Source organism: Rhodothalassium salexigens DSM 2132, from assembly GCF_004341375.1.
GTDB lineage: Bacteria > Pseudomonadota > Alphaproteobacteria > Sphingomonadales > Rhodothalassiaceae > Rhodothalassium > Rhodothalassium salexigens.
The window spans coordinates 25,751-47,551 of record NZ_SLXO01000014.1; the positions used below are offsets into that span (position 1 = coordinate 25,751).

The 21,801-nt window shown below is 69.0% G+C and carries 25 protein-coding genes and 1 pseudogene; 7 read left to right on the forward strand and 19 right to left on the reverse strand.

Annotated features, from left to right (window positions below; genetic code table 11):
• Window positions 1-44: 44 nt before the first annotated feature.
• From EV659_RS13770 to EV659_RS13810, 9 genes are all read right to left on the reverse strand, one after another.
• Window positions 45-455: a C40 family peptidase gene (locus EV659_RS13770; RefSeq protein ID WP_132709475.1), complete on the reverse strand. Its 411-nt coding sequence runs from the start codon at window positions 453-455 to the stop codon at window positions 45-47.
• Complete coding sequence (locus tag EV659_RS13775) at window positions 452-3,346, reverse strand: DUF2163 domain-containing protein (protein ID WP_132709476.1); 2,895 nt, start codon at window positions 3,344-3,346, stop codon at window positions 452-454. The genes EV659_RS13770 and EV659_RS13775 overlap by 4 nt, the downstream gene beginning before the upstream one ends.
• Entirely contained in the window at window positions 3,343-3,975 is a 633-nt protein-coding gene (locus EV659_RS13780) for a DUF2460 domain-containing protein (RefSeq protein ID WP_132709477.1), read from the reverse strand. Before EV659_RS13780 ends, EV659_RS13775 begins: the two co-directional genes overlap by 4 nt.
• A 3-nt stretch (window positions 3,976-3,978) precedes the next feature.
• Window positions 3,979-6,426, reverse strand: a complete 2,448-nt coding sequence (locus tag EV659_RS13785; protein ID WP_132709478.1) for a phage tail tape measure C-terminal domain-containing protein — start codon at window positions 6,424-6,426, stop codon at window positions 3,979-3,981.
• Window positions 6,426-6,587 carry a DUF7697 family protein gene (locus EV659_RS13790; protein WP_207894088.1) on the reverse strand — a complete coding sequence of 54 codons (162 nt, stop codon included), beginning with the start codon at window positions 6,585-6,587 and terminating at the stop codon, window positions 6,426-6,428. The genes EV659_RS13785 and EV659_RS13790 overlap by 1 nt, the downstream gene beginning before the upstream one ends.
• A gap of 71 nt (window positions 6,588-6,658) precedes the next feature.
• A complete protein-coding gene (locus EV659_RS13795; protein WP_132709480.1) occupies window positions 6,659-7,096 on the reverse strand; it encodes a hypothetical protein in 438 nt (145 codons plus the stop codon).
• 12 nt (window positions 7,097-7,108) lie between these two features.
• Window positions 7,109-8,068, reverse strand: a complete 960-nt coding sequence (locus EV659_RS13800; RefSeq protein ID WP_132709481.1) for a phage tail tube protein — start codon at window positions 8,066-8,068, stop codon at window positions 7,109-7,111.
• Window positions 8,069-8,099: 31 nt separating this feature from the next.
• The gene (locus tag EV659_RS13805; protein ID WP_132709482.1) at window positions 8,100-8,531 is read right to left on the reverse strand and encodes an acyl-CoA transferase; all 432 of its coding nucleotides are present in this window, start codon (window positions 8,529-8,531) and stop codon (window positions 8,100-8,102) included.
• Entirely contained in the window at window positions 8,518-8,943 is a 426-nt protein-coding gene (locus EV659_RS13810) for an acyl-CoA transferase (protein ID WP_132709483.1), read from the reverse strand. Before EV659_RS13810 ends, EV659_RS13805 begins: the two co-directional genes overlap by 14 nt.
• 112 nt (window positions 8,944-9,055) lie before the next feature.
• Here EV659_RS13810 and EV659_RS13815 point away from each other — a divergent pair, with 112 nt between their 5' ends.
• The gene (locus tag EV659_RS13815; protein WP_132709484.1) at window positions 9,056-9,673 is read left to right on the forward strand and encodes a hypothetical protein; all 618 of its coding nucleotides are present in this window, start codon (window positions 9,056-9,058) and stop codon (window positions 9,671-9,673) included.
• A gap of 46 nt (window positions 9,674-9,719) precedes the next feature.
• Here the strand turns inward: EV659_RS13815 and EV659_RS13820 are convergent, their stop codons facing one another.
• The 3 genes from EV659_RS13820 to EV659_RS13830 are packed head-to-tail and all read right to left on the reverse strand — an operon-like array spanning window position 9,720 to window position 11,007.
• Entirely contained in the window at window positions 9,720-10,355 is a 636-nt protein-coding gene (locus EV659_RS13820; protein ID WP_132709485.1) for a DUF6441 family protein, read from the reverse strand.
• A gap of 5 nt (window positions 10,356-10,360) precedes the next feature.
• On the reverse strand, window positions 10,361-10,672 hold the full coding sequence (locus tag EV659_RS13825; protein ID WP_132709486.1) for a head-tail joining protein: 312 nt from the start codon (window positions 10,670-10,672) through the stop codon (window positions 10,361-10,363).
• On the reverse strand, window positions 10,672-11,007 hold the full coding sequence (locus EV659_RS13830; protein WP_132709487.1) for a DUF2190 family protein: 336 nt from the start codon (window positions 11,005-11,007) through the stop codon (window positions 10,672-10,674). The genes EV659_RS13825 and EV659_RS13830 overlap by 1 nt, the downstream gene beginning before the upstream one ends.
• A gap of 70 nt (window positions 11,008-11,077) precedes the next feature.
• On the opposite strand from EV659_RS13830, the gene EV659_RS13835 reads away from it, so the two are divergent.
• Together EV659_RS13835 and EV659_RS13840 are read left to right on the forward strand one after the other, a co-directional pair.
• A complete protein-coding gene (locus tag EV659_RS13835) occupies window positions 11,078-11,317 on the forward strand; it encodes a ribbon-helix-helix domain-containing protein (protein ID WP_132709488.1) in 240 nt (79 codons plus the stop codon).
• Window positions 11,318-11,323: 6 nt separating this feature from the next.
• A complete protein-coding gene (locus tag EV659_RS13840; RefSeq protein WP_132709489.1) occupies window positions 11,324-11,611 on the forward strand; it encodes a type II toxin-antitoxin system RelE/ParE family toxin in 288 nt (95 codons plus the stop codon).
• Window positions 11,612-11,613: 2 nt separating this feature from the next.
• On the opposite strand, the gene EV659_RS13845 is transcribed toward EV659_RS13840, so the two are convergent.
• The 5 genes from EV659_RS13845 to EV659_RS13865 are packed head-to-tail and all read right to left on the reverse strand — an operon-like array spanning window position 11,614 to window position 17,904.
• A complete protein-coding gene (locus EV659_RS13845) occupies window positions 11,614-13,692 on the reverse strand; it encodes a prohead protease/major capsid protein fusion protein (RefSeq protein WP_132709490.1) in 2,079 nt (692 codons plus the stop codon).
• Window positions 13,693-13,705: 13 nt separating this feature from the next.
• The gene (locus EV659_RS13850) at window positions 13,706-15,196 is read right to left on the reverse strand and encodes a phage portal protein (RefSeq protein WP_132709491.1); all 1,491 of its coding nucleotides are present in this window, start codon (window positions 15,194-15,196) and stop codon (window positions 13,706-13,708) included.
• Window positions 15,196-15,402 (reverse strand): phage head-tail joining protein, encoded by a 207-nt coding sequence (locus EV659_RS13855; RefSeq protein WP_132709492.1) that lies wholly within the window; start codon window positions 15,400-15,402, stop codon window positions 15,196-15,198. The genes EV659_RS13850 and EV659_RS13855 overlap by 1 nt, the downstream gene beginning before the upstream one ends.
• The gene (locus EV659_RS13860; protein ID WP_132709493.1) at window positions 15,402-17,396 is read right to left on the reverse strand and encodes a phage terminase large subunit family protein; all 1,995 of its coding nucleotides are present in this window, start codon (window positions 17,394-17,396) and stop codon (window positions 15,402-15,404) included. Before EV659_RS13860 ends, EV659_RS13855 begins: the two co-directional genes overlap by 1 nt.
• Complete coding sequence (locus EV659_RS13865) at window positions 17,347-17,904, reverse strand: hypothetical protein (protein WP_132709494.1); 558 nt, start codon at window positions 17,902-17,904, stop codon at window positions 17,347-17,349. The genes EV659_RS13860 and EV659_RS13865 overlap by 50 nt, the downstream gene beginning before the upstream one ends.
• A 111-nt stretch (window positions 17,905-18,015) precedes the next feature.
• Between EV659_RS13865 and EV659_RS14750 the strand changes: the two are divergent.
• The 4 genes and pseudogenes from EV659_RS14750 to EV659_RS13880 all read left to right on the forward strand — a co-directional run.
• Window positions 18,016-18,168 (forward strand): annotated as a pseudogene (locus tag EV659_RS14750) (hypothetical protein); the annotation flags it as partial.
• Window positions 18,169-18,264: 96 nt separating this feature from the next.
• Window positions 18,265-18,780: a DUF3489 domain-containing protein gene (locus EV659_RS13870; protein ID WP_132709495.1), complete on the forward strand. Its 516-nt coding sequence runs from the start codon at window positions 18,265-18,267 to the stop codon at window positions 18,778-18,780.
• A gap of 142 nt (window positions 18,781-18,922) precedes the next feature.
• Entirely contained in the window at window positions 18,923-19,378 is a 456-nt protein-coding gene (locus EV659_RS14755; protein WP_165878915.1) for a helix-turn-helix domain-containing protein, read from the forward strand.
• Window positions 19,375-19,953 (forward strand): VapC50 family PIN domain-containing toxin, encoded by a 579-nt coding sequence (locus EV659_RS13880; RefSeq protein ID WP_132709496.1) that lies wholly within the window; start codon window positions 19,375-19,377, stop codon window positions 19,951-19,953. The genes EV659_RS14755 and EV659_RS13880 overlap by 4 nt, the downstream gene beginning before the upstream one ends.
• Here the strand turns inward: EV659_RS13880 and EV659_RS13885 are convergent.
• Both EV659_RS13885 and EV659_RS13890 read right to left on the reverse strand, forming a co-directional pair.
• Window positions 19,950-20,177 carry a DUF7220 family protein gene (locus EV659_RS13885; RefSeq protein ID WP_132709497.1) on the reverse strand — a complete coding sequence of 76 codons (228 nt, stop codon included), beginning with the start codon at window positions 20,175-20,177 and terminating at the stop codon, window positions 19,950-19,952. The genes EV659_RS13880 and EV659_RS13885 overlap by 4 nt on opposite strands.
• Window positions 20,174-21,505 (reverse strand): site-specific DNA-methyltransferase, encoded by a 1,332-nt coding sequence (locus EV659_RS13890; RefSeq protein WP_132709498.1) that lies wholly within the window; start codon window positions 21,503-21,505, stop codon window positions 20,174-20,176. The genes EV659_RS13885 and EV659_RS13890 overlap by 4 nt, the downstream gene beginning before the upstream one ends.
• Window positions 21,506-21,801 lie beyond the last annotated feature (296 nt).

Consider the following 21,801-nt stretch of genomic DNA (forward strand, 5'->3'; position numbering starts at 1 on the left):
TTGGCGCCACCGACCGCGAACAGAAGAGAGGCCATGGGGATTGCTCACTGGCGTCCGGGAAACACAAAGGCGCCGACGATGCGCTCGGCCCACACCGGATCGATGCGGTGCTCCACCACCCGGCGCGCCAGGGCGTAAGCGTGGAGCAGGCCCACATCGGTCAGGATGCCCAGATGCTGGGCTCGGCCGTCGATCCGCATCAGCAGCACCGCAGCCGGTTGGGCCTCGGCCAACGGGATCTCGATCAGGTGAGCGCGTATCAGGCGCACCAGGTCGTCGCTGTCGGGCCGACGCCCGTAGCCGGTCACATCGACCGGGTCGAGCCCCAGGTCGCGGGCGACGCCGATCACCAGGCCGGCGCAGTCGACGCCCACGCCGCGGACCCGCCCCTGGTGATGCCAGGGCGTGCCGAGCCAGCGACGGGCCAGGGCCACGATGGTGTCGGGCTCGGTCATCGCGGGTCGGGATAGCGCAGCACAGCGTCGGTGCCGGGCACATGCGGCTCGCCGCGGAAGTTGATCACGTTCGCGAACCGGGTCTTGCAGGTCTCCAGCCGCTTGTCGCAGCCGGCCCACAGGCGCAACTGATCGCCCGCGGCGATGTCGCGACCGGCCGGTTCCCACAGCTCGATCCGCCCGGCGGTCGTCGTGCCATCGGCTTCCACCCTGGGCGCGGTCCAAAGTCGGACTTCGGTGCGCCGCCCGGCATTGGCTCCGGTGAGCCACAGGAGTTCGCCATAGTCGAACCACCCATCGGGCTCATCGAGCCCCTCGATGAAGAATACCCGATTGTCGGGCACGGCACCGAGGCTGCCATCGGTGACCGCCGCGACCGTGGCATGCCGTTCGAACCCGCGGCGGTCGACGCCGCACTCAGTAGAGAACAGGTCGACGCGACACTCGGGCGCGTAGCTGTCGATCACCGGCTGCTGGATGCGCTGGGCCAGGCCGCGCAACTCGGCGGTGAAGCTGGCGTCGGATTGCGTAATGGTGCCGATGGTGCCGCGGCGGACGATGGTCTTGGGCAGGCTCGGATCCGACCAGTCGACCAGAAAAAGCTCGACCTCGGCATGGTCATAGACCCCGCCGAGCAGGTCTGCGGCCGTGATCTCGTCGGCGTCGATGGCGCCCAGCATCTCAGCGTCAGCGGGCGCCATCTCGGTATCGGCGGCCAGCTGCGACGCGGTGAAGGCGTTGGCGGGACGGTAGCGAACGCCATCGACCACAAGCGCTTGGTCGTGCGCGGTAAAGCCCAGGCTGACGCCGTCGGTGCGATCGATCCGCCAACAGGTGGCGAGATGGGTCAGACCGGGATAGAGCTTCCAGGCCTGCTGGTCGAACAGCCAGCCGTCGCGCATCACCTGCTCGCGCGACCAGATATAGACCGCGGCCGGCCCACGGCCGAACGCCTCCCAGATCGACCGGTCGATGTTCAGCCAAGCCCAACTCGTCTCGGCCAGCAGATTAAAGCCGGCAAAATACTCGATGCGGTCCATGGGATAGCCCAGGATTGCGGCGGCCAGCCGCCATGTCCGCTCCGAGAAGGCAAAATCGCCCTCGACGGTGCGGTCATATTCCTCGATCTGCAGGGTATCGAACGCGGGATAGCGCCAATGGGCGGTGGGCAAATTCAGCTGTTTCAGGAGCGGTGCCTCGGCGCGCAGCAGTTGGGGCGAGAACACCAGCAGATACGAAACCGCGTCGGGGTAGACGGCCCCGATCTCGGCCACCAACCAATCCGTGGCCGCGCCCAACTGATCGCGGCACCACTGGATATAGGGCAAGTGCCGGGCATCCGGCCGGTCGTAGAGGCTGGTGAGCTTGGGGGCCGGCACCATTGACCCGGTTGCGGCTTCATAAGCGGCCATGGTGACGGCATCGTAGATATAGGGGCTTTCGCTGCCGAAACTGCCGTCCCACCACCAGGGTTCGCCGATCTGGAAGTGGATCGCGCTGCCCGCGACCTTGGCCCGTCCCAGCAGATCGACAAAGACGGCGCGCAGATAGGCCAGGGCGTCGGGCACCGTGGGCGCGACCAGCGACGACGGCGGTTGCCAGCCGGTCAGGCCCGGATTGCCGGCGTGATCGCGCTGCATCCAGGCTGTGGGCATGAAGCGGTGCAGGATCTCGAACGAGACCGAGACGATGAGGGTGTAGCCCTTGGCCACCAGCCGGGCGAACAAGTCGTCGATCCAGTGCGCCGAGGGGGCGTTCAGCACCGGCTTGGTCGGATCGACGATGTGGCGCCCCTCCCCTTCATCCCAGCTGAGCGCGTGGAACTTGGAGATCCCCATATAGAGCACATAAGCGCCCCGATAGCCGAGGCGATGGACCTGGTCGACGATGCGCTCGGGGGTCAGCGGATAGGCGTTGTCGAAGCCGTCGGTCATGCGCAGGGCATGGGGCGTGCGGGGGCTGCGCTCCACCGGCAGGGTGCTGTTCGGGCCGGTCACCTGAAGGTGGGCGATCTCGACGACCGCCTCCTGGTCCCCGATGGGCTCGGGCGCCCGGGTCTCAACGAACAGTTCGGCGCCGGCGGGGATCGGCAAGGGGGGCGGCCCGACGCCAGGGTCGATGCTGTCGGTGTCGGTGCCGAACGCGGGATCGCCGGGCGCCGAAGGATCCGCGATGCCGCCCTGCCCGGTCTCGACCGGCTCCGCCACGGTGACCACCTGCACCGGTCCTGTGGTGTCGGAGGTGACGGTCAGAAAGGGCTGCCGGTGAGACAGCCCCAGGACGTAGAGGCGGTCGCCCGGCCTGATCGGGCCCGCGTCGCCCACATGGATCGTCAGGCTGGTCGCCCCATGGGGCACATCGGTCGCCAGGGAGCAGTTGCCGCGACCGGCTTGCTCGGGCTGCAGCGAGATGAACAGGCGCTTGACGTCGTGCCAGGGCACATGCGCATCGCCATGAAAGCCGGACCGGGTGGTCTCGTCGAGGACCATACGGATGTGGCAGGCGTCGGGCGTGCCGGCGGTGGCATAGTTCCAGAGGCGCACATAATGTGTCGGCCCCTGATAGGTCTCGACGGTCAGGGTCACCGACTGCAGCCGATCCATGGCGCGAATGCCGGTGGCCTGCCAGTCGAACGCCAGTTCGATCCCGCGATAATCCTTGCGCCGCGGCCAGGCATAAAGCCCATGGTCGATCCCATTCTCCGTAGGCCAGATCAGCCCCATCAGGTCCCGATTGGTGCGAAACGTGGCCATCACCCGCAGGCTGTCGGGCCCGGTGGTCACCACCGTCGCCATCATCGGCAGGGAGAAGTCCACATGCCAATAAGCCGGCTCGAACCGTCGGATCGTGTCCGTGGCGCCGGGCTTCGGGTAGGCGATCAGTCGGCTCATTCGCGGATCTCGACGATGGGAATGTCGCAGAGTTGCATCATCTGGGGCGCCGGGGCGGTAGCCTCCAGGCGGTCGATGTCGAAGCGGACCGGCACGTCGAACTCGAAGCCGGCGCTCACTGCCACGTCGGCGGGCGGCGGTGTATCGAAGGTGATCAAGCCGAGGGCCGGATCCACCTCCCAGCCCTGGGTTTGCTCGATGCCGCCGAGCGCGATGCGGACCGTGCCGGCCACCGGGCGGCTGATCCGGCGCGCGTGATGGATGGGCCCGGACGCGTAGGTCTTGGTCAGTTGGAAGAATTGTTCGGCATCGTCTCCTGTGCCGATGACCTGGTCGGTTGGGCTAACCGCCGCCTTGACCGAACCAGAGCGCCAATCCGACCAGTCGCGGAACCGGAAGCCGCGGGCCCGGCCGGCGCGGGCATAGAAGAAGGCGAGCAGCGTCTCATAGTCGGCCAGGCTGCGCACGCCGGGCGCCACATTGAACCTCAACCGGGCGCCGGCCCAGTTGCGATTGCGCACCTCGAAGCCAGACGCCAGTTCGGTCACTTCCGTGGAGAATTCCGGCCCCGCGGTCGAGCCCATGGAGATGCCCAACGGAAAGCGGATGTCATCGAAGCCGGTGGCCATCGATCACAACCCTCGCCGCCCGGCGTGCACCATCCGGGCCAGACCGGCCGCGGCTTGGGCCGCGGACTGGCGCACCTCGGCGGCATTGGAGACCGGGCCGTTGAAGTTCATCACCACCTGAGGCGCCCGATCGGCGGCGGCGGCAATCCCCCGGCCTAACAGCGTCATCTGGCCTGGCGTGAGCACGGCTTCGCCGCGCTGCAGGATCGCCGGCACCTCGTCGGGCCGCAGCCCCGCCATACCGCCGGCGTGCAACCGAGGCGCGCCGGCGAAAGCGCCGAAGGCCACCGGGCGCTGGGGGCTGGGGTCGTCCCCGACCACGCCGCCGGCGTGAAAGAGGCCGCCGAACAGACCCGCACCGGCCGCGGCCCCATCTGCCGCGCCGCCGCCGAACAGCGCCCCCGCCAGCGGCGCGGTAATGGCTTGACGGATCGCGATGCGCGCCAGATCGGCGACGATGGCGTCGGCGAGCGACGCGAAACTGAGCTTGCCGCTGGTCACGAAGTCGGCCAACGCGTCTTCGGCGCGGCCGAACGCGCCGGTCAGGGTGCTGGCGATCTGCTCTCCCCAGGTCGCCACATCGTCGGTGTAGCCGGCCAGTTCATCCCGGACCCGCGCCCAGCCGGTGGACGCCTGCGCAGCCGCGTCGGCCGCCGCCGGTGCCCCACCGGGACCTTTCGAGGCGGCGCCGACCCCGGCGAGGTCGATAAAAGCGCCATCGGCGCGCCGCCCTGCCCCGCCGACGGCGTCGGCCGCATCCGCCAGACCGCCCATGGCTGCGCCAACGGCGGCAACGGACGCCAGAGGGGCCCCGGCCAGATCGCTCAAGGCCGCAGCCGTCTCCCGCGCTGCCGCGGCCGAGGCACGCGCCTCTTCGGCGAGGGCCGACAGCCCCAGGTCCGGTGGTGCCAGGCGCTGCGTCTCGAAGGCGGCAGCAAAGGCAGCCTGCGCGGCCTCGCCCGCCCGGCTCGCCGCATTGGCAAACCGGGTCTCGATCCGGCCAAGGTCCACGGTCTCTATGAGCCCCATGGCCGCGCCCAGGCCGATCTCCGACAGCGCCGCATTCGCCCCGGCGATCAGGCCATTGATGGCGGCAACAGCAGCGTTCACCATCGCCTCCACAGCGGCGATCACGCCATTGGCCGCCTGGATGGTCAGACCGGCGATCGTGCCGGGCAGTCTGCGCCAGATCGCGACGACGGCGTCGAGCGCGCCGTCAAACGTCGCGACCGCGCGATTGCCGAAGGCCGTGACAGGCACCAGCGCGTCCCGCAGCGCCTCGGCGATGCTCGCTTGAATACCCCGCCAGGCAGCGATGGTACGCGCTTTCGCGACGCCTGCCAGAAGCCCGACCCGATCCCAGACCTCCGTGGCCATATCGCCCAGCAGGTCGAGCGCAGCGCCGAACCCGCCGGCCGCCCGTGCCAGCCGGCCGAATTGATGGACGAGTTCACCGGCGGCCACCACCAGCGCGCCGACGCCTGTCCGCACCAGGGCGCCGCGCAGGACCACCAGCGCCGTGGCAAGGCCGCGAACGGACAGGGCGGCGGCGGCCATCCCCGCCACCCAGCGGCCCGCGAGGAACGTGGCGAAGGTGGCGGCATAGGTGGTCAACCGGCCGACGCTCTCCAACAGCCCTTGGATCGCGACCCCGAGCGGACCGGTCGTGCGTGAGACCGCCGCCATGGCGTCGGCGACGGCTTCAAGGGCCGGCGCCGACGCGGCCGCCAACTGGTTCGACAGCCCGCGCCAGATCAGCCCGAGCCGGGAGATCGCATCGTTCGTCCGCTCGATCCGGTCGGCATCCTGTTCAGAGACCGCGACGCCGAAGGCGCGCACGTCGGTCGTCGCTTGGGCGAGCGTCGCGGTGTCGATCCGCGCCATGGCGATGGCGCCCTCTTCGCCGAACAACTGGCCGGCGACGGCCGCGCGCTCGGCCGCCGGCACGAAGTCTTCGATCGCCTGGTTGATGCGCCCGACCCGCGCGTCCAGCGGCAGGGCGAGCAAAGCCTCCGCCGAGAGCCCGAGCCGTTCGAGCGCCGCGACGGCAGGACCGCTCCCGGCCGCCGCCTGGCTGAGACGGCGCGTGAGATCCTTGGTCGCCTGCTCAATGCCGGACATCGCGACGCCGGCCATATCGCCGGCGCGGGCCAGAACCTGGATGCTCGCGACGCTGGTCGAGAGCGATTGGGCGAGCTTGGCTTGGGTGTCGACCAGCGTCAGGCCGGAGCGAACCATCGCCGCAGCACTGCCGGCAATGGCCGTCGCCGCGGCGGCTGCGCCGATCCTGACAGTGCGATAGAAGCGCTCGACGCGCTTGTTCGCGGCCTCCATCTCGCGGCTGAGCCGGCCGAAGCCCCGCTCGCCCGCCGCGCCGATGCCCTCCAACTCGGCGCGCACCTGGCGCCCACCGACCGCGGCGAGGCGAACGGAGACGCGTTTCTCGGCCATTAAGGTCCGTCCTGTTCAGCTTTGAGATGGGCGTTGAGGCCGCGCACCATGCCGGCTTCCACCGCCGGCAACAGATCCGCGCAAACCAGGGTGGGCAGCCCGAGCGCCTCGGCGCACGCCAAGGCTGCCGTCATGTCCAGGCCGAGGATGGCACCGGGCACGGCGCGGACCTGACCGATCAATCGTTGGGCGAGATCCCAGACTTGCCAGCCTTCAAGGGTCTGCGGGCGGTTCAGGACGCGCGGACAGTCGGTGCAGGTGCCGCCACAGGATCGGCAATACCGATCGCCCCCGCTGAAGTGCCAGTCTGCGAGGGCGCCGAGGCGTTTTTTTCCTGCTCCAGCAGCAGCCCCGTGGACACATAGCGCAGTTGGAACGCCTCGAAGAGCGGCGGGATATCCAGGAGCGCGTCGATGCCGTCGGGCGTTACCGACACAGGCTTGCCATCGCCGTCGCCCACCCCTTCCCAGTCCAGCACGACCAGCCGTGCCAGTGCCTTGGCCATGGTGACCGCGATGGTCTCGGCAGAGGCTTGCCCGGGCAAGCCGGCCACGCTCGGATCGCTGCGGGCGGCGGCCATCAGCCCGGTGGTCAGCGGCGCGACGCGCACCCGCACATCGTGCCCCAGGTCCAGCCATTGCGGCTCGCGCGACAGGTTCAGACGGATCATGGCAAAACCTTCCTATGCATAGCTGGAGACATCGTTCGTGAGATGCGCGCGCAGCATGAAGCGTTCGGTCGCGTCGAAGGCGGCGCGCCAGTCGAAGTCGGCCTGCACGCCGCCGGGGCCGGAGAGCGCGTACTTGGGCTTGGGCAGGAACACCCGCGGCAGGTCGAAGCGCAGTTCATGGCCCTGCGCGGTCGAGAAGCCATACGCCAGAGCCACCGGGTCGCCATTGGCCGCCTCGTCCACCAGCGTCGCCCCATCGAAGCGCACCGAGATCGCGCCTTCCGCCGAGGCCAAGGTGGGGTCGGCCGCCTCGATCCGACCGTCGTCGCGGATCACCCGCACCCGTTCCAGATTGTTCGAGACCGTCAAACGGCCCTCGGTGACGCCCGCCAGCGCCGCGCCGCCACGGCGGAGAAAGCCGCGCCCCTGGCTGAAGCGCCGGAGCGTGTAGGCCGACGGATCGGTGTCGACCGTCGCCGCAAAGCGCTCCTCGCCTTGGGCGACCAACTGGAGACGGGCATTGGCCGGCCCTTCCTGGCCCATATCGAAGCTCAGGCTCTCCACCCGCGCGCCGGTGTGGCGAAAGAAGGTGGGCGTCGTGAGCTTGGGATGGCCGATCTCGATGGTATAGCTCGGGATATGGTCCGCGCCGCTGTCCCAGACATGGGTATAGGTGTCGTCACCATTATCGGTGGTCACCGGATTGCCGAACAGGGCGGTCAGCCAGAACCCCGTGCCCTGCAGGTCGAACGGGATCTCGATCTGCCCCTCGTCGGTGACGAGGCCGCGATAGGGGTCCTGCGCGTTGCGCCCGCGCCCCAGGAGCGGGTCGCCATCGAGGGGGATGACCGAAGAGAGGTCGGTCGATTTAAAGTCGAGGCTTTGATAGCCGGTGAGCGGCGCTGTCCCATAGCTCATCTCTCGGCAAGCCTTCAGGGTGGCGTCCGCACCATAGGCACGCACCTTGGGCATGGATGTCTCCCATATGGTCGGGGGTGGCGGGTCAGCCGGTGAGCGGATCGCTCACCTGATAGTCCACGGTGACGATGACCCGGGCGGTCAGCAGCGGCGGCGCGCCCTCGATGGCGAGTGCGGCGATCTCGGGCGCCGACGGCGTCAGGGTCTCAGCCAGGCCGCCGAGGGTCTCGTCGACACGCAGCGCCGCGCCGATCGCCCCCAGCAGCCGATCGAGCGCCGCCTCGCCGCCACCGCGCGGGTCCTGGGCCATATAGGCTTCCAACTCGGCCCGATGGGCATAGAAGGCGGTGCGCGGGTTGAGGGTGAGGTCGGGCTCGCCGGGCTCGCCGTCGCGCAGGATCACCAGCCCCGCCGCCGGCACCTTCTCGGGCAGCACCTCGTTGCGCCGCACGGTTGCGGGCAGATGTCCCGTCAGGGTCATGGCCAGCGCAGCGAGGATCTGTTCACGTCGGGACATCAACGGCGCTCGTGGAGTAGTGCAGCACCACCGGGATCACGGCGGCCTTCAGACTGGCCGCGCCGTCGATCGGCAGATCGACCGGGCGCGGTGCTTCGGCCTTGACCCAGTCGCAGAGCCCGCCCAGCGTGCGGTCGGCGGAGAGCGCCGCGCCGATGCTTGCGGTCAGCGTGTCGAAGGCGGCGTCACGGTCGGCGCCCTGCACGACCGCCTCGATCTCGGCGCGGTGCTGGTAGTGGTAGCGCAGGGGCGACAGCGTCACCTCGGGTTCGCCTGGCTCCCCATCGCGCAGGATCAGCAGGCCCTCGGCCGGCACGCGTTCGGGCAGCACCTCACCGCGCAGGGCCGTGGCGGGCAGCGCCGAGAGCCGCGCGTGCAGCGCGGCGAGGATGGTTTCGCGTGGGGTAGTCATTCTCGCCTCAGCCATAGTAACTTCCGACGGCGCTCACGCATATGTTTCGGCGTGTGAGCACTGGGCCGAGATCCCACATCTATTGATGTGAAGAAATAACGAGGTGCTTCGAATGGACATGGCGTCCTATTTGTCGGAGATCCGGCATGCGTGCGAAAGCGTCCTTCCCTCGGTTTGGTCCGAGTGGGACGCCGTTGAAGCGCTTAAGGGGAAAATAGCCTCGCTGACGGCCGCCACCGTGGAGGGCTACCGCCGCGCAGAGGCATTTCAACAGTTTGAGGATACTGATGACTACATGCTCGGTGTAGGCATCCACTGGGACACCTATTTCGGGCCGGACAAAGAAAGATACCACGCGAAAGCATCTCTTCCTGACCTTGAGCAGCAACGTGACGTACGGGCGTTCGCGTGCACGTCGCTGGCCGGGTCCGTTCTACAGTTCGCCAAGCAGGGCATTTCGCTCGTACACGGCGGAATTCAAAATTGTCCAAGCGGCAGGATCGTTCATGGCGTTGAGCTCAAATCCGTGATTTGGCAGGGACGAAACCAGTCAATGCATTGGGAGGAAGGACAACTCAGACCCGCTGTCAGGCAATGCTTCAAGGCGCTGAATGCAGCGGATCCTGCGTTGGGAGATTACCTGCAACGAAATGTAGCTTTCGAAGTGGTTAGACTTCTCGAGTGGCGTGAATTTGCTGATTTTGAAGCAGATCTGCTACTGCTGGCTTGAAGAGGGCGTCGTCGTCAGAAACCGCTTCTTACTGGCAGAAGACGTCTCAAGTCACTTGTCCCTCCACCCAGTTCGCCACGATCAGCCTGGCCACGCTGTCGCGCGCTCGCTCGGCGTCGCGGTCGAGATCGAGCCGCTTCGGCAGCTTGACCTGCGGGACCAGCAGGAAGATCGGCGCGGTGACCTGGTTGCGGCCGGTCTTCGCGCGCGACGCCACCGCCTGGCCGCGGGTGTTGATCCGCGCCCGGTCTGCGACCAGCAGGCTCGGCCCGCGGCGGCGGTAGACGAAGCGCAGCCGCAGCCCCCGCCGGCGCTCCCATTCCCCGGGCGTGAGCTTGGCGCCGCGCCTGCCACGACCGGCGGCTGGCGTCGGGATCGCCAGCCAGACCCCGTCCTTGGAGCGGATCAGCGGGCCGGTGTCATGCGCGCCGACGATCACCGGCGCCTTCGACCAGACCAGTGCGGCGGCGTTCAGGCTCTCGCCCGCCTTCGGGTACGTCTGGCTCCGGATCGAGTTGGCGAGCCGCCGGCCGAGCCCCGCTTGCGCGATCTGGGCGCGCCAGGCGGTCTTGAGACCGGTGCCCGCCTCGCGCATGGCGGCGGTCACGGCCTTCTCGCCGGCCTTCACCTCGGCGGCCATGGCGGCGACGAGGTCGGGCGTGATGTCGAGCTTCAGCTTCATCGCGGTCAGGCAGGCCTCAGGTCCACGGTCCAGACGAGACGCTCGCGGTCGCGGACGGGCTCGCCCTGGATAAGGAACGCCTCACCGTCGATCTCGATGCGGTCGCCGGGACGCGGGGTCGCCACCTCGGCGAGGCGCAGATCCAGCCGGGTGGTCTCAGACCAGAGACGCACCTCGCCGAAGCCGGCCACGTCGTCGGGTCGGCGCAGGATCGCGCGGACCAGCGACGGCGCGCCGCCCTCGGCGGTGTAGACCACATCGCGCGCCAGATGTGCGTCCGCGAAGAGCGCGTCGAGGGCGGCGGCGAAGGCGGTCATCAGAACGTGCCGTTCAGGCGCACCCGGCCGATGGTGGCGCCCGCGCCGCCCGCCACCGCCTCGACGGCGACGCCGATCAACGTGTTGTCGGTCGCGACCGTGGTGCAGCGCTTGTTGGTGTCGTCCCAATAGACCTTGGCGCCGGCGGTCCAGGCTTGGCTGCCGATCTTGGTGAGGTCGAAGACGCCGGTGAGCGCGGCCTCGACGGTGGCGCCGCTGGCGGCGTCGCCGGCCGCCACGCCGAAGATGGCGCCGACGAGCAGGCCGTCCCCCGAAGTCACCGCATAGGGCGCGGTCAGGGTGAGCGTGGCGCCGGGCTGGATGTAGTTTTTCATGGCGACTTTCCTTCTGGTCGAGGTTGCAGGGAGTGCGAATTTTTCCTACCCTCAAAAAGGAGGATCCGAGATGGCAGGCAAGATCAGCATTTCCATCACCGACGAGCATGCGGCGCTCCTGCAGGAGGCGGTGGACAGCGGTTCCTATGCCTCCTCGAGCGAGGTGATCCGCGAGGCGCTTCGTGAGTGGCGGGCCCGGCGCGTGGTCGGGCAGCTCTGGGACGACGGCCTCGCCAGCGGGCGAAGTGCGCCGGGCACAACGATGGCCGACATCAAGCGCGAGGCGCGCAACCGCCGCAGCGTTTCCTGATCCTTGATGCTGCAGGTCTGTTTCACGCGGGCGGCCCGCGAGGATCTGATCGCGATCTGGACGCATATCGCCGAGGACAATGCCGCCGCAGCCGACCGCGTGCTCGACAGGCTGGACGAGGCCGCCAGCCACCTTGCGCGCAATCCGCAGATGGGCCCGGCGCGGGACGATATCCGCCCCGGGCTTCGCTATCTGGTCAGCGGGTCATACCTGCTGCTCTACCGGATCACCGATGACGGTATCGAGATCGTCCGCGCCGTGCACGGGCGGCGCGATCTCTACGGCCTGTTCTGACCTTACGCGCCGGGGTTCTTGTAGAGGCCGCGCCAGTCGATGGCCTTGGCGCCGAAGTCGAGGCGGCACTTGATCTCGACGCCGTCCACGTCGAAGCCGTTGCGGGTCTCGATGTAGGCGCCCTGCTGGCCCTCGAGATAGGCGTACTCGATGGTGTCGATCTGGTTCGGGCTCGCCGCCAGGTACCAGGCGGTCTCGCTGGCCGCGTCGAGCCGCGGCTCGGCGATCGGCGACAGCGTGCGGATCGACTGCGGCACCACATTGCCGCTCTGGGCGGGCACGAGGGTCTGGGCGACCAGCTGTTCGGCCTTCAACTCCAGCGCCGCCGGCACGATCAGGAAGGCGGGGCGGATGTTCAGCACCGTCTTCTTGTCGAGCCCGGTCTGCTTGCGCATCGCCGCCCGCGCGAGGCCCACGCTGTCCACCCCGAGCGCCGCGCCCGTACCGGCGAGGTTCTTGTGGGTCGCGTGGAACAGCGCGGTGCCATCGGCCATGGCCGGGTTCGACGTCACGATGTCCCAGACCACGTCGCTCTCCAACTGGGCGATCGAGTTGCCGTACATCGCCGGGATGCGCGTGAAGGCGTCGAGATCGTCATTGATCAGCACCTGCCGGGTGATGGCGACGACGCGGCCATAGGTCTCGATGCGGTAGCTCTCCTTGCTCTCGCCGAGCGTGCCGCGCTTGAACTCGCCGTTCTCTCCGACCTTCAGAAGCTGCGGTGCCTCGCCCAGTTGGACCCGGTGCATCGCCTTGAAGTCGGTGGCGAGCACCTGCCGGCAGAAGAGCGGGAAGGTCCGCGGATAGGCCTCGTAGGCCTGGCGCAGCGTCTTGTTGGTGACGGCGGCGAGGATCTCGGGGAAGTCCGAGGTCGAGTGCAGCGCGCGGGTCGCCACCTCGTCGCGCGAGAGGCCGCGGGTGCTGGCGCCCGCCGTCTCCAGGCTTTCACGGGCGAGTTCCATCAGCGTCATGCCCCGGTACTCGCGCGCGGCGTCCTCCAGCGGGAACAGCGTCGGGCTGTAGCGGTGCAGGAGCGCGTTCGAGATCGCCTCGCGCCGCGTGACCATGGCGTCGCGCCCGCCGAGCGGGATCGAGACATGGCCGAAGGTCCGGGTTTCGTCGGCCTTGGCCGCCACCTGGTCGAGGATCCGCCGCCGCGCCTCGTCGATGGAGACGCCGCGCTTGATCAGGTCGTCGGCAAAGCCGCGCTCGAGTTGGAGCTTGTCAGCCAGCCCGTGGATCGTGGAGACGCGCTCGCGCTCCTGCGCCCGAGCTTCGCTGATCCGTGCCTCGCTGACCGGCGCGTCGGTGTCGACGCTATGTGTGTTGCTCTCGGGCACCGGATCGGGCGCGGGCTTCGTGGCCTTGGGCGTGGTATCGGCGGCGCGGGTCTGCGGTTCGGCAGCGCCGGTGGTGTCGTCGGCCATGCTCGTCTCCTCGGGCGCTGCCGTGGTGTTGCTCTGCTCTGCCGTCTCGGCCGCGGTCTGGGTCCTGTCGGTCATCGGGGTCTCTCGCTGGCTGGTGGGGGCGTCCCGGCGGTGGAGGACGCAGGTCTCGTGTTCGCTGTTGGCTCGAAAGCCGGCGGCGGGATCGGCGCCCACGGGTACGGCGGAGATCTCGAACGGGGTCCAGTCCACCGCCCGCCAGAGTTCGCGCTGGCCTTCGGGCTTCGAGATCTCGAAGCGGTGGACCTGGTAGCCGATGGAGACCGCGCGGATGTGCCCGGCCTCGATGTCGCGCCAGATGTCACCGACCGCGTCGCGTTCCGAGAGCCGGATGCGCGCGACGCCCTGTCCGTTCTCGATCCGCGCCGAGCCCGGCACGACCGAGCCGATCACCGCGTCGAGATCGTGGGCCTCGTGCCCCTTCAGGAACGGCGCGCCGGCATTCAGCCGCTCGAGCCGCACATGCTCGGGCGCCATGCTGAGTTCCTCGTCGTGCGGCTCGCCAAAGAGCACGGCGCGGCGCACCCGGGCGCCGGTCGACCAGATCACCTCGACGCTGCGGGTCTCCGGGTCGATGCTGTTCGGCGCAAGCTCCGCCGACCGGCGGAAGGCCGGCAGTTCGATGGTCTGCTCCATGGATGGGTCCTTGTCAGGCCGCGTCCGTGTCCGGGTCGGCCGGCGCGTTGGCTTGCGCACTGCCGGTCTTGGTGACCCGGCGCGGGTCGCTGTCGAGCACGAGGCCCAGCTCGTCGAGCCTGGTGTTCGTGGCCGCGATCTCGGCCAGCACCGCGTCGGGGTTGCGGCCCTGCCGGGCGATGGCCTCGGCCAGCGTCATGGTGCCGGAGCGGATGGCCAAGAGGTCCGCCATCGCGTCTTTCTGCGGATCGACCGCCTCGAACTTCGGCGGCGACCACTCCACGGCCACGTCGGGCGTCGAGATGCGCCCCGCCGCCCAGGCTGCCTCGGTGAACCAGCGCCAGACCGGCGCACAGAACATCGGGATGAAGAGCTGCCACTGCACGGCATCGATCATCCGGCGGAACTCCACGAGCCCGGCGCGGATGGACGAGTAGTTGACCTGGCTGAGGTCCCCGGTCAGCAGTTCGTAGGGCACCCGGAACCCCGCCGAGATCGTGTGCAGGCTGGCGCGTTTGTATTCGCCATAGCCGCCCGTGGCCGCGGGCTGGTTGAAGCGGATGTCCTTGCCACCGCGGGCATAGGCGATGAGCCCCGGCTCGAACTGCTCGACGCGGTTGCCGTCGGCGTCGACCACCGCGGGCGCGATGCCCTGCTGCGCCTCCTCGTCGCCGAACACGATGGCGGTGACGCAGGCCTCGGTCTTCTTGCGCACGATCTCGGCCACCTCGTAGTCGTCGAGATCGCGTAAGGCGCGGATCACCGGCGCGCCCCACGGCACGCCGCGCGCCTGCGTGCGCTGCTTCTCGTAGACATGGGCGATCTCACGGGCCGGCACCGCGCGACTGGTGAGCCCGCCCGTCAGGCTGAGCGTGGCGTCGCCCGGATGGGCGCCGAAGAGCCAGTAGGCCCGGCGCCGGCCGAGCGCGTCGAACTCGATCCCCTGCACCGCCTGGCCGGCCCCCAGCGCCCCGGTGCGGGTGGCGTCGAGGAAATCGGCCTCGAGCAGTTGCAACTGGACGGGCGGTATGACGCCATCGCCTGCCCGCCGCGGGCGGCGGCGGACCAGCACCTCGCCGGCCTCGACCATCTCGCGGCAGGCGAGCGTCTGTAGCCCGTAGAAGTCGAGCTGGCCGTCGGCGTCGCAGGTGCGTGACCAGACATCGAACAGCCGGTCCACCTCGCGGTCGAGGGCCGCGTCGCCGCTCGCCGCGCGCGGCATGATCCCCGCGCCGACGATGTTGTTGACCAGCACCGACACCGCCTTGGCCGCATGCGGGTTGTTGCGCACCAGATCCCGCATCCGGTCGCGCAGCAGCGCGCCGGCCCGGCCGATCTCGGCGTCGGCCGAGGATCCCGGCGTGTGCCAGCCATCGGTCCGCCGCCCGCGGGCCGCGCCCTCGTAAGACCGCGCGAGCCCCTCGAAGGCCTGTCGCGCCAGCACGCGGCGCGTGGCCGTGCGCGGCGCGACCGAGGCGATGACCCTGTCGAGCAAGGAGACCATCAGCAATCCCCGCGCGAGAAGCCGGCGTAGCCCGCGATGGGCCGTGCCGTGGCGCCGGCGAGCTGGCGTTCGATGGTGCGGATACGCCTCAGCAGATCCTCGGCCGAGCCGTATTCCACGGTCTTGCCGTCATAGCTCACCCGCAGGGTCCCGCTCGCATAGGCGCGCTGGAGCGCGTCGAGTTCCGCTTCCGTCCAGGCCGCCATCAGAACCATCCTTCCCGCCGTCCGAGCCAGTCGGAGCGGCGCTTGCCTTGCGTGCCCCTGTCCGGCCGCCCGATCAGGCCGGCGGGGCTGTCCCTGCCACTCGGGACACCGAGTTGGGCTTCAAGATCGGCCCATGTCGCCTCGGGCCAGCGATCCGCGCCCGCGATCCAGGCGGCGGCGCGGGCGTAGACCCGGCAGTCCAGCGCCTCGTTGCGCTCGCGCAGCTTCTGCCATTCGAGCTTCGCGAAGCCGCGCCGGTTGCGCACCGTCACCAGCTGCTCGGCGGTGAGCTGTTTGATCCACTCGGTGTCGGCCCAGCCGGGCAGATGCACCGTGCCGGGCGGGAACGCAGCACCTTCCGCCAGCTCTTCCGACGTCGGCCGGGCCAGCCGCAGGAAGCGGTAGGTCTCGGCCTTGAAGGTCGAGGTGGCCACGGTCCACAGCCGCGCGCCCCGGCGCAGGCGTTTGCCGCCGGCTGTCGCGTCCACGAAGGTCGGCCCGGAGACCGGGCTCGCCCTGTTGAACCCCTCGAGCCCCTTGACCGGCGCCACCTGCGCGAAGCCGACCTGCCGCGCCCAGCCATAGACGGCCGCCGTTTCGTAACCCGTGTCGATGGCGAGCCGGGCCAGACCGAGTTCAGCCCCGCCGGCATGCCGCCAAGTGCGGCCGAGCAGATCGGTCAGCGCGTTCCAGCACTCAAGATGCGCCGGGCCGCCCTCGATCACGACGTGATCGACCAGCCAGCTTGTCAAACCGCGGCCCCAGGCCCAGACATCGACCTCGATGCGGTCCTTCTGCACGTCGGCGCCGGCGGTCAGGAACAGCCCGCCTGCGGGAACGCTGCCGGCCGGCCAGTTCTCGCGCCGTTCGGCGATGCGCTGCCAGTCGGGCGCATCGCCGGTCTCGACCCAGGTCTCGCCGAGCACCGTGTTGCGGAACACCCGCTCGGCCTCGTCCGAGCCCGCCGCGGTCTCCTTGTCCCGCGCGATGTCGGCCCAGCTCTTCCAGCCCGGCGGCGAATAGAGCGCCGAGAGATGAAACCCCACCGTCCGCGCATCGCGGGCCTCGGCCGTCGCCCGCCATTCGCCGGCGGCCAACATGGCCGGCTTGTGGTGCTCGGCGATGGCCCTGTCGCAGGCATCGCAGTGGTACGCCGCCGTCTCCGGTTTGCCCTTCTCCCAGCGCAGCCGCTCGAACCGCAGCCACTGCATCGCGCCGCAATGCGGGCACGGCACGAAGAAGCGCCGCTGGTCGCTCGCCTCGTATTCCCGCTCGATCCGGCTCAGCCCCCGGATCGTCGGCGTCGAAACCAGGAACACCTTGCGCCGATGGGCGAAGGTCAGCGAGCGGGCTTCTGCCAGCGTGACCGGGTCGCCTTCCTCGTCGGCCGAGGCGGGATAGGCGTCGACCTCGTCGAGGAACACGTAGCGCGCCGGCATCGAGCGCAGCCCCACGGCGGAGTTGGCGCCGGTCATCACCAGCACGCCACCCGGAAAATCCTTCGACAGCTGCGTGTTGCCGCTGTCGCGCGCCCGTGCGGGGCGGACGCGTTCCTTCAGTGCCGGGCTCTCCTCGATCAGCGGGTCGATGCGCTGGCGCGAGTTACGCTTGGCCAGTTCCACCGTCGGCTGGACCGCCAGCATCGGCCCCGGCGCGTGCTGGATCACGAAGCCGATCCAGTTGTTGCCGGCCTCGGTCCCGCCGACCTGCGCGGCCTTCATGAACACCACCCGCTGGGTGGGATCGCACGGGCTGAGCGCATCCATGATCGCGCGCATGTAGGGCGTGCGCTCGGTGCGGTAGCGGCCGGGCTCGGCGCTGGCGCGCGAGCTCAGCCAGCGATGCGTGTCCGACCATTCCGAGACGGTCAGCCAGGGATCGGGCGTAAGCCCGCGGCCCCAGGCCCGGAGCAGCGCCTCCGCCCCGTCAAACTGCGTGACCTCGTCAAAGCGCGATCCGTGGCTGGGCGAGTTCCTCGAGATGGGCGCGGACATGGGCCTCCAGAACCTTCTGCATGGCCGCCGTCTCCGTCCCCAACTCCGCCGCCATCAGCGCGGCCACCCGCGCCGGCCAGTTGACCCACGCATCGCGTTCCTCGCGCGCAAGCCGGAAGACCAGCGCCGTGGCGCGGTCGCGGTCGACCAGTTCGCCCTTGAGCTTGGCGAGCCGGATGCGCCGCTCCTGCGCCTTCAGCACCTCGTTGGCCGTCTTGGCCTGCAGGAAGGTCGTGCCGCCGCCCGTGGCCGGCGCAGCCAGGCCCTGTTCCTTCAAGGTGTCGCCGACCGCCGAGACCGCCGCCTCGGGCACCGGCTTCATCTTGGGCGCCGGCGCCTTCCCGGTCTTCGACGGGTCCGTCGTCTCGGCCCGCAGCCGGTCCGAGGCTGCGGCGTCAATGCTGCCATCCTCGTGCAGGACGAGCCGGCCGGCGGCCTTCGCCTTCTGGATCGCGCCGCGCGACAGCCCGACATGGGCGGCGTACAGGCGCTCGCTCATGCCTTGCATCGACGGCCCCGATTGTCATTCAACGTCAGACGCTTATCGAGTTGATAAGCCGCGCAGAGAGAGCGAACGTCCCGCCCACGACGACGAGGCAACTCACCCGGAGCCACCACGATGACGACCCGCCTGCAGGCGCTCAGCGACGACCAGTTCAACGCCCACCCCGACGAGATCAACGGGGGCCATGTCGGGACCCTCGACCACTATGCCAGCCCCCTCAAGCGCATCACCGACACTGCCCTCGGCGAGGACGAACACGCCGAGTAGTCCGGCTGGTCCAACTCCCCGAGCGGCCCGCCGACCGGCGGGCTTTACCCGGTAGAAGGCGCTGCATTCCGCGACGTCCGAACACCGGAGACCATCATGCCCCAGATCCAGCTTTCCGACGCCCAAGCCGTCATCCTGTCCACCGCCTGCGCGCGGGAGGACGGAGCCATCTTTCCCGTCACCGCCAACCTCAAGGGCGGCGCCGTCGGCAACGTCTGCAAGAGCCTCCTCAGGCGGGGCCTGATCGAGGAAATCCCCGCCCCGGATCTCAACACCGTCTACCGCCACGACGAGGAACGCGGCCCGATCACGCTGCGCGCCACGCCTCTGGCCTACAGCACCCTCGGGATCACGGACGAGCAGGAGGAGACACCGCTGGCGGAAACACCGCCTGCCCCGGTCCTGCGCCGGAAGGGCACCAAGCAGGAGACGCTGATCGAGATGCTCCGCACCGAGGGCGGTGCGACCATCGACGAGATCGCCGCCGCCACCGGCTGGCAAGCGCACACGGTACGCGGCGCCATGTCCGGCGCGCTCAAAAAGAAGCTGGGCCTGACCATCACCTCCAAGAAGGTCGAGGGACGCGGGCGCTGCTACCGCATCGCAGAGTGACTGCGCTCAAGGCGTGTCGCCCGGCTCAGGGTCGGGCGACACGGAGGGTTACGCTTTTTGCACTTGTTGCGCTTGTTTCACTTGAGAGGCGCCGCGCCTCTTGCTATCTACCCGCATGTGACCGACCGGGAAGGAGCTTGACATGAAGAACGCTGCCGAAGTGATCGACCTGACGCGCCGGCTTCCGACGCGCGAGGAGATTGCGAGCGCGGCGGAGGCCGCGACCGCGCTTGCGACCGCGCGCGCCGAGAACGGTGCGCTCGAGATCCGAGGCGACGACGGCGAACCTGTCCGGCTGGCGCCGGCGCTGGCCGATATCATGATCGATCTTCTCGGCCACGTCTCGCGTGGCGACATGGTCACCCTCGTTCCGACCGGCGCCATGCTCACGACCCAGCAGGCCGCCGACATCCTGAACGTGTCGCGCCCCTACCTCAGCAAGTTGCTGAAGGAGGGCGAGATCCCGTTCATTCCAGTGGGCTCGCACCGCCGTGTGATGCATGCCGACCTGATGGCCTACAAGAAGCGGCGGGATGCCGCTCGCACGGCGGCACTGGATGAGCTTGCGCGGCTTGGACAGGACTTCGACGCCTCTTGAGCTACGTCGCCGACCGTTTCGTCGTCATCCTCGATGCGAACGTCCTGTTTCCATTCAGGAAGCGGGACGTTCTCTTGCGGTTCTACCACGCCGGCCTCTTCCGGGCGCGATGGTCGGGCGAGATCCTCGACGAGTGGACGCGCAACCTTCTGGCCCTGAAGCCCCACCTCGAAGAGAGCATCCGCGCGCAAAAGCGGGCGATGCAGCACCACTTCCCCGAAGCGCTCGTCACCGGCCACGAACCGCTGATCGCAGCGCTCGATCTGCCCGATCCGGACGACCGGCATGTACTCGCGGCCGCTATTCAATGCGGCGCCCAGCACATCGTGACCGACAATCTCACCGACTTCCCCGCCGAGAGGCTGGAGCCCTACGACATCGAGGCTATCGACGCGGACGAGTTCCTTTCGCGGACCTTCGATCTCTATCCCGCCGAGGCACTGGCCGTTCTCCGCGAGCTACGCGCCATCTACAAGAACCCGCCGTATTCTCAGCCGGAGTTCATTCTGGACCTGACCGCCAAAGGGCTTCCCAAGCTCGCAGCGCGTGCCCGACAGCAGCAGAACTTCCTCTAGTGTAGCCGCGACCGCACCCGGAGCGCCTCGAACAGCCGGCGAAGCAGGTAGCCGCGCGCCAGGGAAACGCCGACGAAAGCGAGGCCGATGGTCATGTGCTCCGCGAGCCCTGTCTCGATCCCGAACCAGGGAAATACGACGATCTGGGTAGCAATGGCCAGAACGTAACCGACGACCACATTCGTCACGGCCTCGACCATCGACATGGTCCGACTTTGCTTCATGCAGCCGCTTCCTCGTTGCCCGCATTCCCTCCCAGCCGCTCCTCGCGCACCTCTGCGAAGGTCCGGCCGTCGGCGTCGAGGATCGCGTCGCGGCCGGTCTCGGCCTGCCAGCGCTCCACGGCAACATCAACGTAAGCCGGGCTGATCTCCATCGCAAAGACACGCCGGCCGTTGGCCTCGCCCGCCATGATCTGCGAGCCGGACCCCGAGAACGGCTCGTAGCAGAGCCCGCCGCGCGCCACATGCTGGCGCATCGGGATGCCGAACGCTTCGAGCGGCTTCGGTGTCGGATGGTCGGGGCGCTCGTCCTTCGCGAAGGACGGCATCTCCCACGTCGAGGGCAGCGTCTGCTCGGCCACCTTCGGCGGGCGGTTCGGGCGGCGCCAGCCCATGAAGCAGGGCTCGTGCTTCCAGAGGTAATGCGACCGGGTCAGCACCCCGCGGTCCTTCACCCAGATGATCTGCTGGTGGACGAAGGCGCCGGCCTTTTCCCAGCAGGCCTCCAGCATCGCCTGGCGGCGCGAGGCGTGCCAGCAGTACCAGGCGGCATCGTCGGCAATGGCCTCCGCGACCGCGGCGGCGATGAAGCCGTCGTAGAGCTCCGCGCCCTGGCTGCTGTCGTCCCAGGTGGTGCCGTAGGACGCGGACCAGTCCTTGTTCCGCGTCGGGTGGTTCGAGCCGTCGTAGTCGACGAGATACGGTGGGTCCGTCGCGAACAGGATCGCCCGCTCGCCATTCATCAGGCGGCGCACATCCTCGTGGCTGGTGCTGTCGCCGCAGAGCAGCCGGTGATCGCCGAGGATCCACAGATCGCCGGCCCGCGAAGCGGGATTGCGCGGCGGTTCGGGGATGGTCACCGGCGGCACCGAGCCCCCGGCGCCACCCTCTTCTTCGCCGCCCTCGTCCGGGTCGAAGGCCAGCAACTTGTCCAGCTCGCCGTCAGAGAAGCCGACCAGCGACAGGTCGTAGTCGTCCGCAAGCAGGTCCTGCAGCTCGGCCGAGAGCAGTGCCTCGTCCCAGCTGCCGAGTTCGGTCAGCTTGTTGTCCGCGATGCGATAGGCCCGCCGCTGCGCTTCGGTCAGATGCCCCAGCACGATCACCGGCGCCTCGGTCAGCCCGAGCTGCGTCGCCGCCAGCACACGGCCGTGGCCCGCGATTAGCTCGCCATCCTCGCCGACGAGGCACGGCACGGTCCAGCCGAACTCGGCCATGCTGGCGGCGATCTTCGCGACCTGGTCGGGCCCGTGCACCTTCGCGTTCTTCGCGTAGGGCTGCAGGCGCGCAAGCGGCCAGGTCTCGATCCGCTCGGGGGCGAAGGCGAGGGTCATGCAGGTTCCTGTCGATGGTCGATCGGCATCCGCCGGGTGGACTCCGGCGCGGCGGGTTCCACCGGCTTCCGGCTGGACCCCGGCATCCGCGGGGTATCCACCCCGGGCGGCCGGTCAGGTATTTGAATTCACGAGGGTTTCAGGCGTCGTGGCGGAGCGCTGGACTCCGGTGGCTTCCCAAAAATCCGGCCCTGACGCTGGCGAAACATCGCGCCACGCCCGCCAGCATACATAGTCGCCAGGAAGGAACCATTGAATTCAATGGCTTAGCGGCCTGCCGCCCGGCTGGACCCTGC

Bases quoted from the DNA above. Each gene is read 5' to 3' on its own strand.
- EV659_RS13770 (WP_132709475.1), bottom strand. From the start codon at position 455: ATGACCGAGCCCGACACCATCGTGGCCCTGGCCCGTCGCTGGCTCGGC.
- EV659_RS13775 (WP_132709476.1), bottom strand. From the start codon at position 3,346: ATGAGCCGACTGATCGCCTACCCGAAGCCCGGCGCCACGGACACGATC.
- EV659_RS13780 (WP_132709477.1), bottom strand. From the start codon at position 3,975: ATGGCCACCGGCTTCGATGACATCCGCTTTCCGTTGGGCATCTCCATG.
- EV659_RS13785 (WP_132709478.1), bottom strand. From the start codon at position 6,426: ATGGCCGAGAAACGCGTCTCCGTTCGCCTCGCCGCGGTCGGTGGGCGC.
- EV659_RS13795 (WP_132709480.1), bottom strand. From the start codon at position 7,096: ATGATCCGTCTGAACCTGTCGCGCGAGCCGCAATGGCTGGACCTGGGG.
- EV659_RS13800 (WP_132709481.1), bottom strand. From the start codon at position 8,068: ATGCCCAAGGTGCGTGCCTATGGTGCGGACGCCACCCTGAAGGCTTGC.
- EV659_RS13805 (WP_132709482.1), bottom strand. From the start codon at position 8,531: ATGTCCCGACGTGAACAGATCCTCGCTGCGCTGGCCATGACCCTGACG.
- EV659_RS13810 (WP_132709483.1), bottom strand. From the start codon at position 8,943: ATGACTACCCCACGCGAAACCATCCTCGCCGCGCTGCACGCGCGGCTC.
- EV659_RS13815 (WP_132709484.1), top strand. From the start codon at position 9,056: ATGGACATGGCGTCCTATTTGTCGGAGATCCGGCATGCGTGCGAAAGC.
- EV659_RS13820 (WP_132709485.1), bottom strand. From the start codon at position 10,355: ATGAAGCTGAAGCTCGACATCACGCCCGACCTCGTCGCCGCCATGGCC.
- EV659_RS13825 (WP_132709486.1), bottom strand. From the start codon at position 10,672: ATGACCGCCTTCGCCGCCGCCCTCGACGCGCTCTTCGCGGACGCACAT.
- EV659_RS13830 (WP_132709487.1), bottom strand. From the start codon at position 11,007: ATGAAAAACTACATCCAGCCCGGCGCCACGCTCACCCTGACCGCGCCC.
- EV659_RS13835 (WP_132709488.1), top strand. From the start codon at position 11,078: ATGGCAGGCAAGATCAGCATTTCCATCACCGACGAGCATGCGGCGCTC.
- EV659_RS13840 (WP_132709489.1), top strand. From the start codon at position 11,324: ATGCTGCAGGTCTGTTTCACGCGGGCGGCCCGCGAGGATCTGATCGCG.
- EV659_RS13845 (WP_132709490.1), bottom strand. From the start codon at position 13,692: ATGGAGCAGACCATCGAACTGCCGGCCTTCCGCCGGTCGGCGGAGCTT.
- EV659_RS13850 (WP_132709491.1), bottom strand. From the start codon at position 15,196: ATGGTCTCCTTGCTCGACAGGGTCATCGCCTCGGTCGCGCCGCGCACG.
- EV659_RS13855 (WP_132709492.1), bottom strand. From the start codon at position 15,402: ATGGCGGCCTGGACGGAAGCGGAACTCGACGCGCTCCAGCGCGCCTAT.
- EV659_RS13860 (WP_132709493.1), bottom strand. From the start codon at position 17,396: ATGTCCGCGCCCATCTCGAGGAACTCGCCCAGCCACGGATCGCGCTTT.
- EV659_RS13865 (WP_132709494.1), bottom strand. From the start codon at position 17,904: ATGCAAGGCATGAGCGAGCGCCTGTACGCCGCCCATGTCGGGCTGTCG.
- EV659_RS13870 (WP_132709495.1), top strand. From the start codon at position 18,265: ATGCCCCAGATCCAGCTTTCCGACGCCCAAGCCGTCATCCTGTCCACC.
- EV659_RS14755 (WP_165878915.1), top strand. From the start codon at position 18,923: ATGAAGAACGCTGCCGAAGTGATCGACCTGACGCGCCGGCTTCCGACG.
- EV659_RS13885 (WP_132709497.1), bottom strand. From the start codon at position 20,177: ATGAAGCAAAGTCGGACCATGTCGATGGTCGAGGCCGTGACGAATGTG.
- EV659_RS13890 (WP_132709498.1), bottom strand. From the start codon at position 21,505: ATGACCCTCGCCTTCGCCCCCGAGCGGATCGAGACCTGGCCGCTTGCG.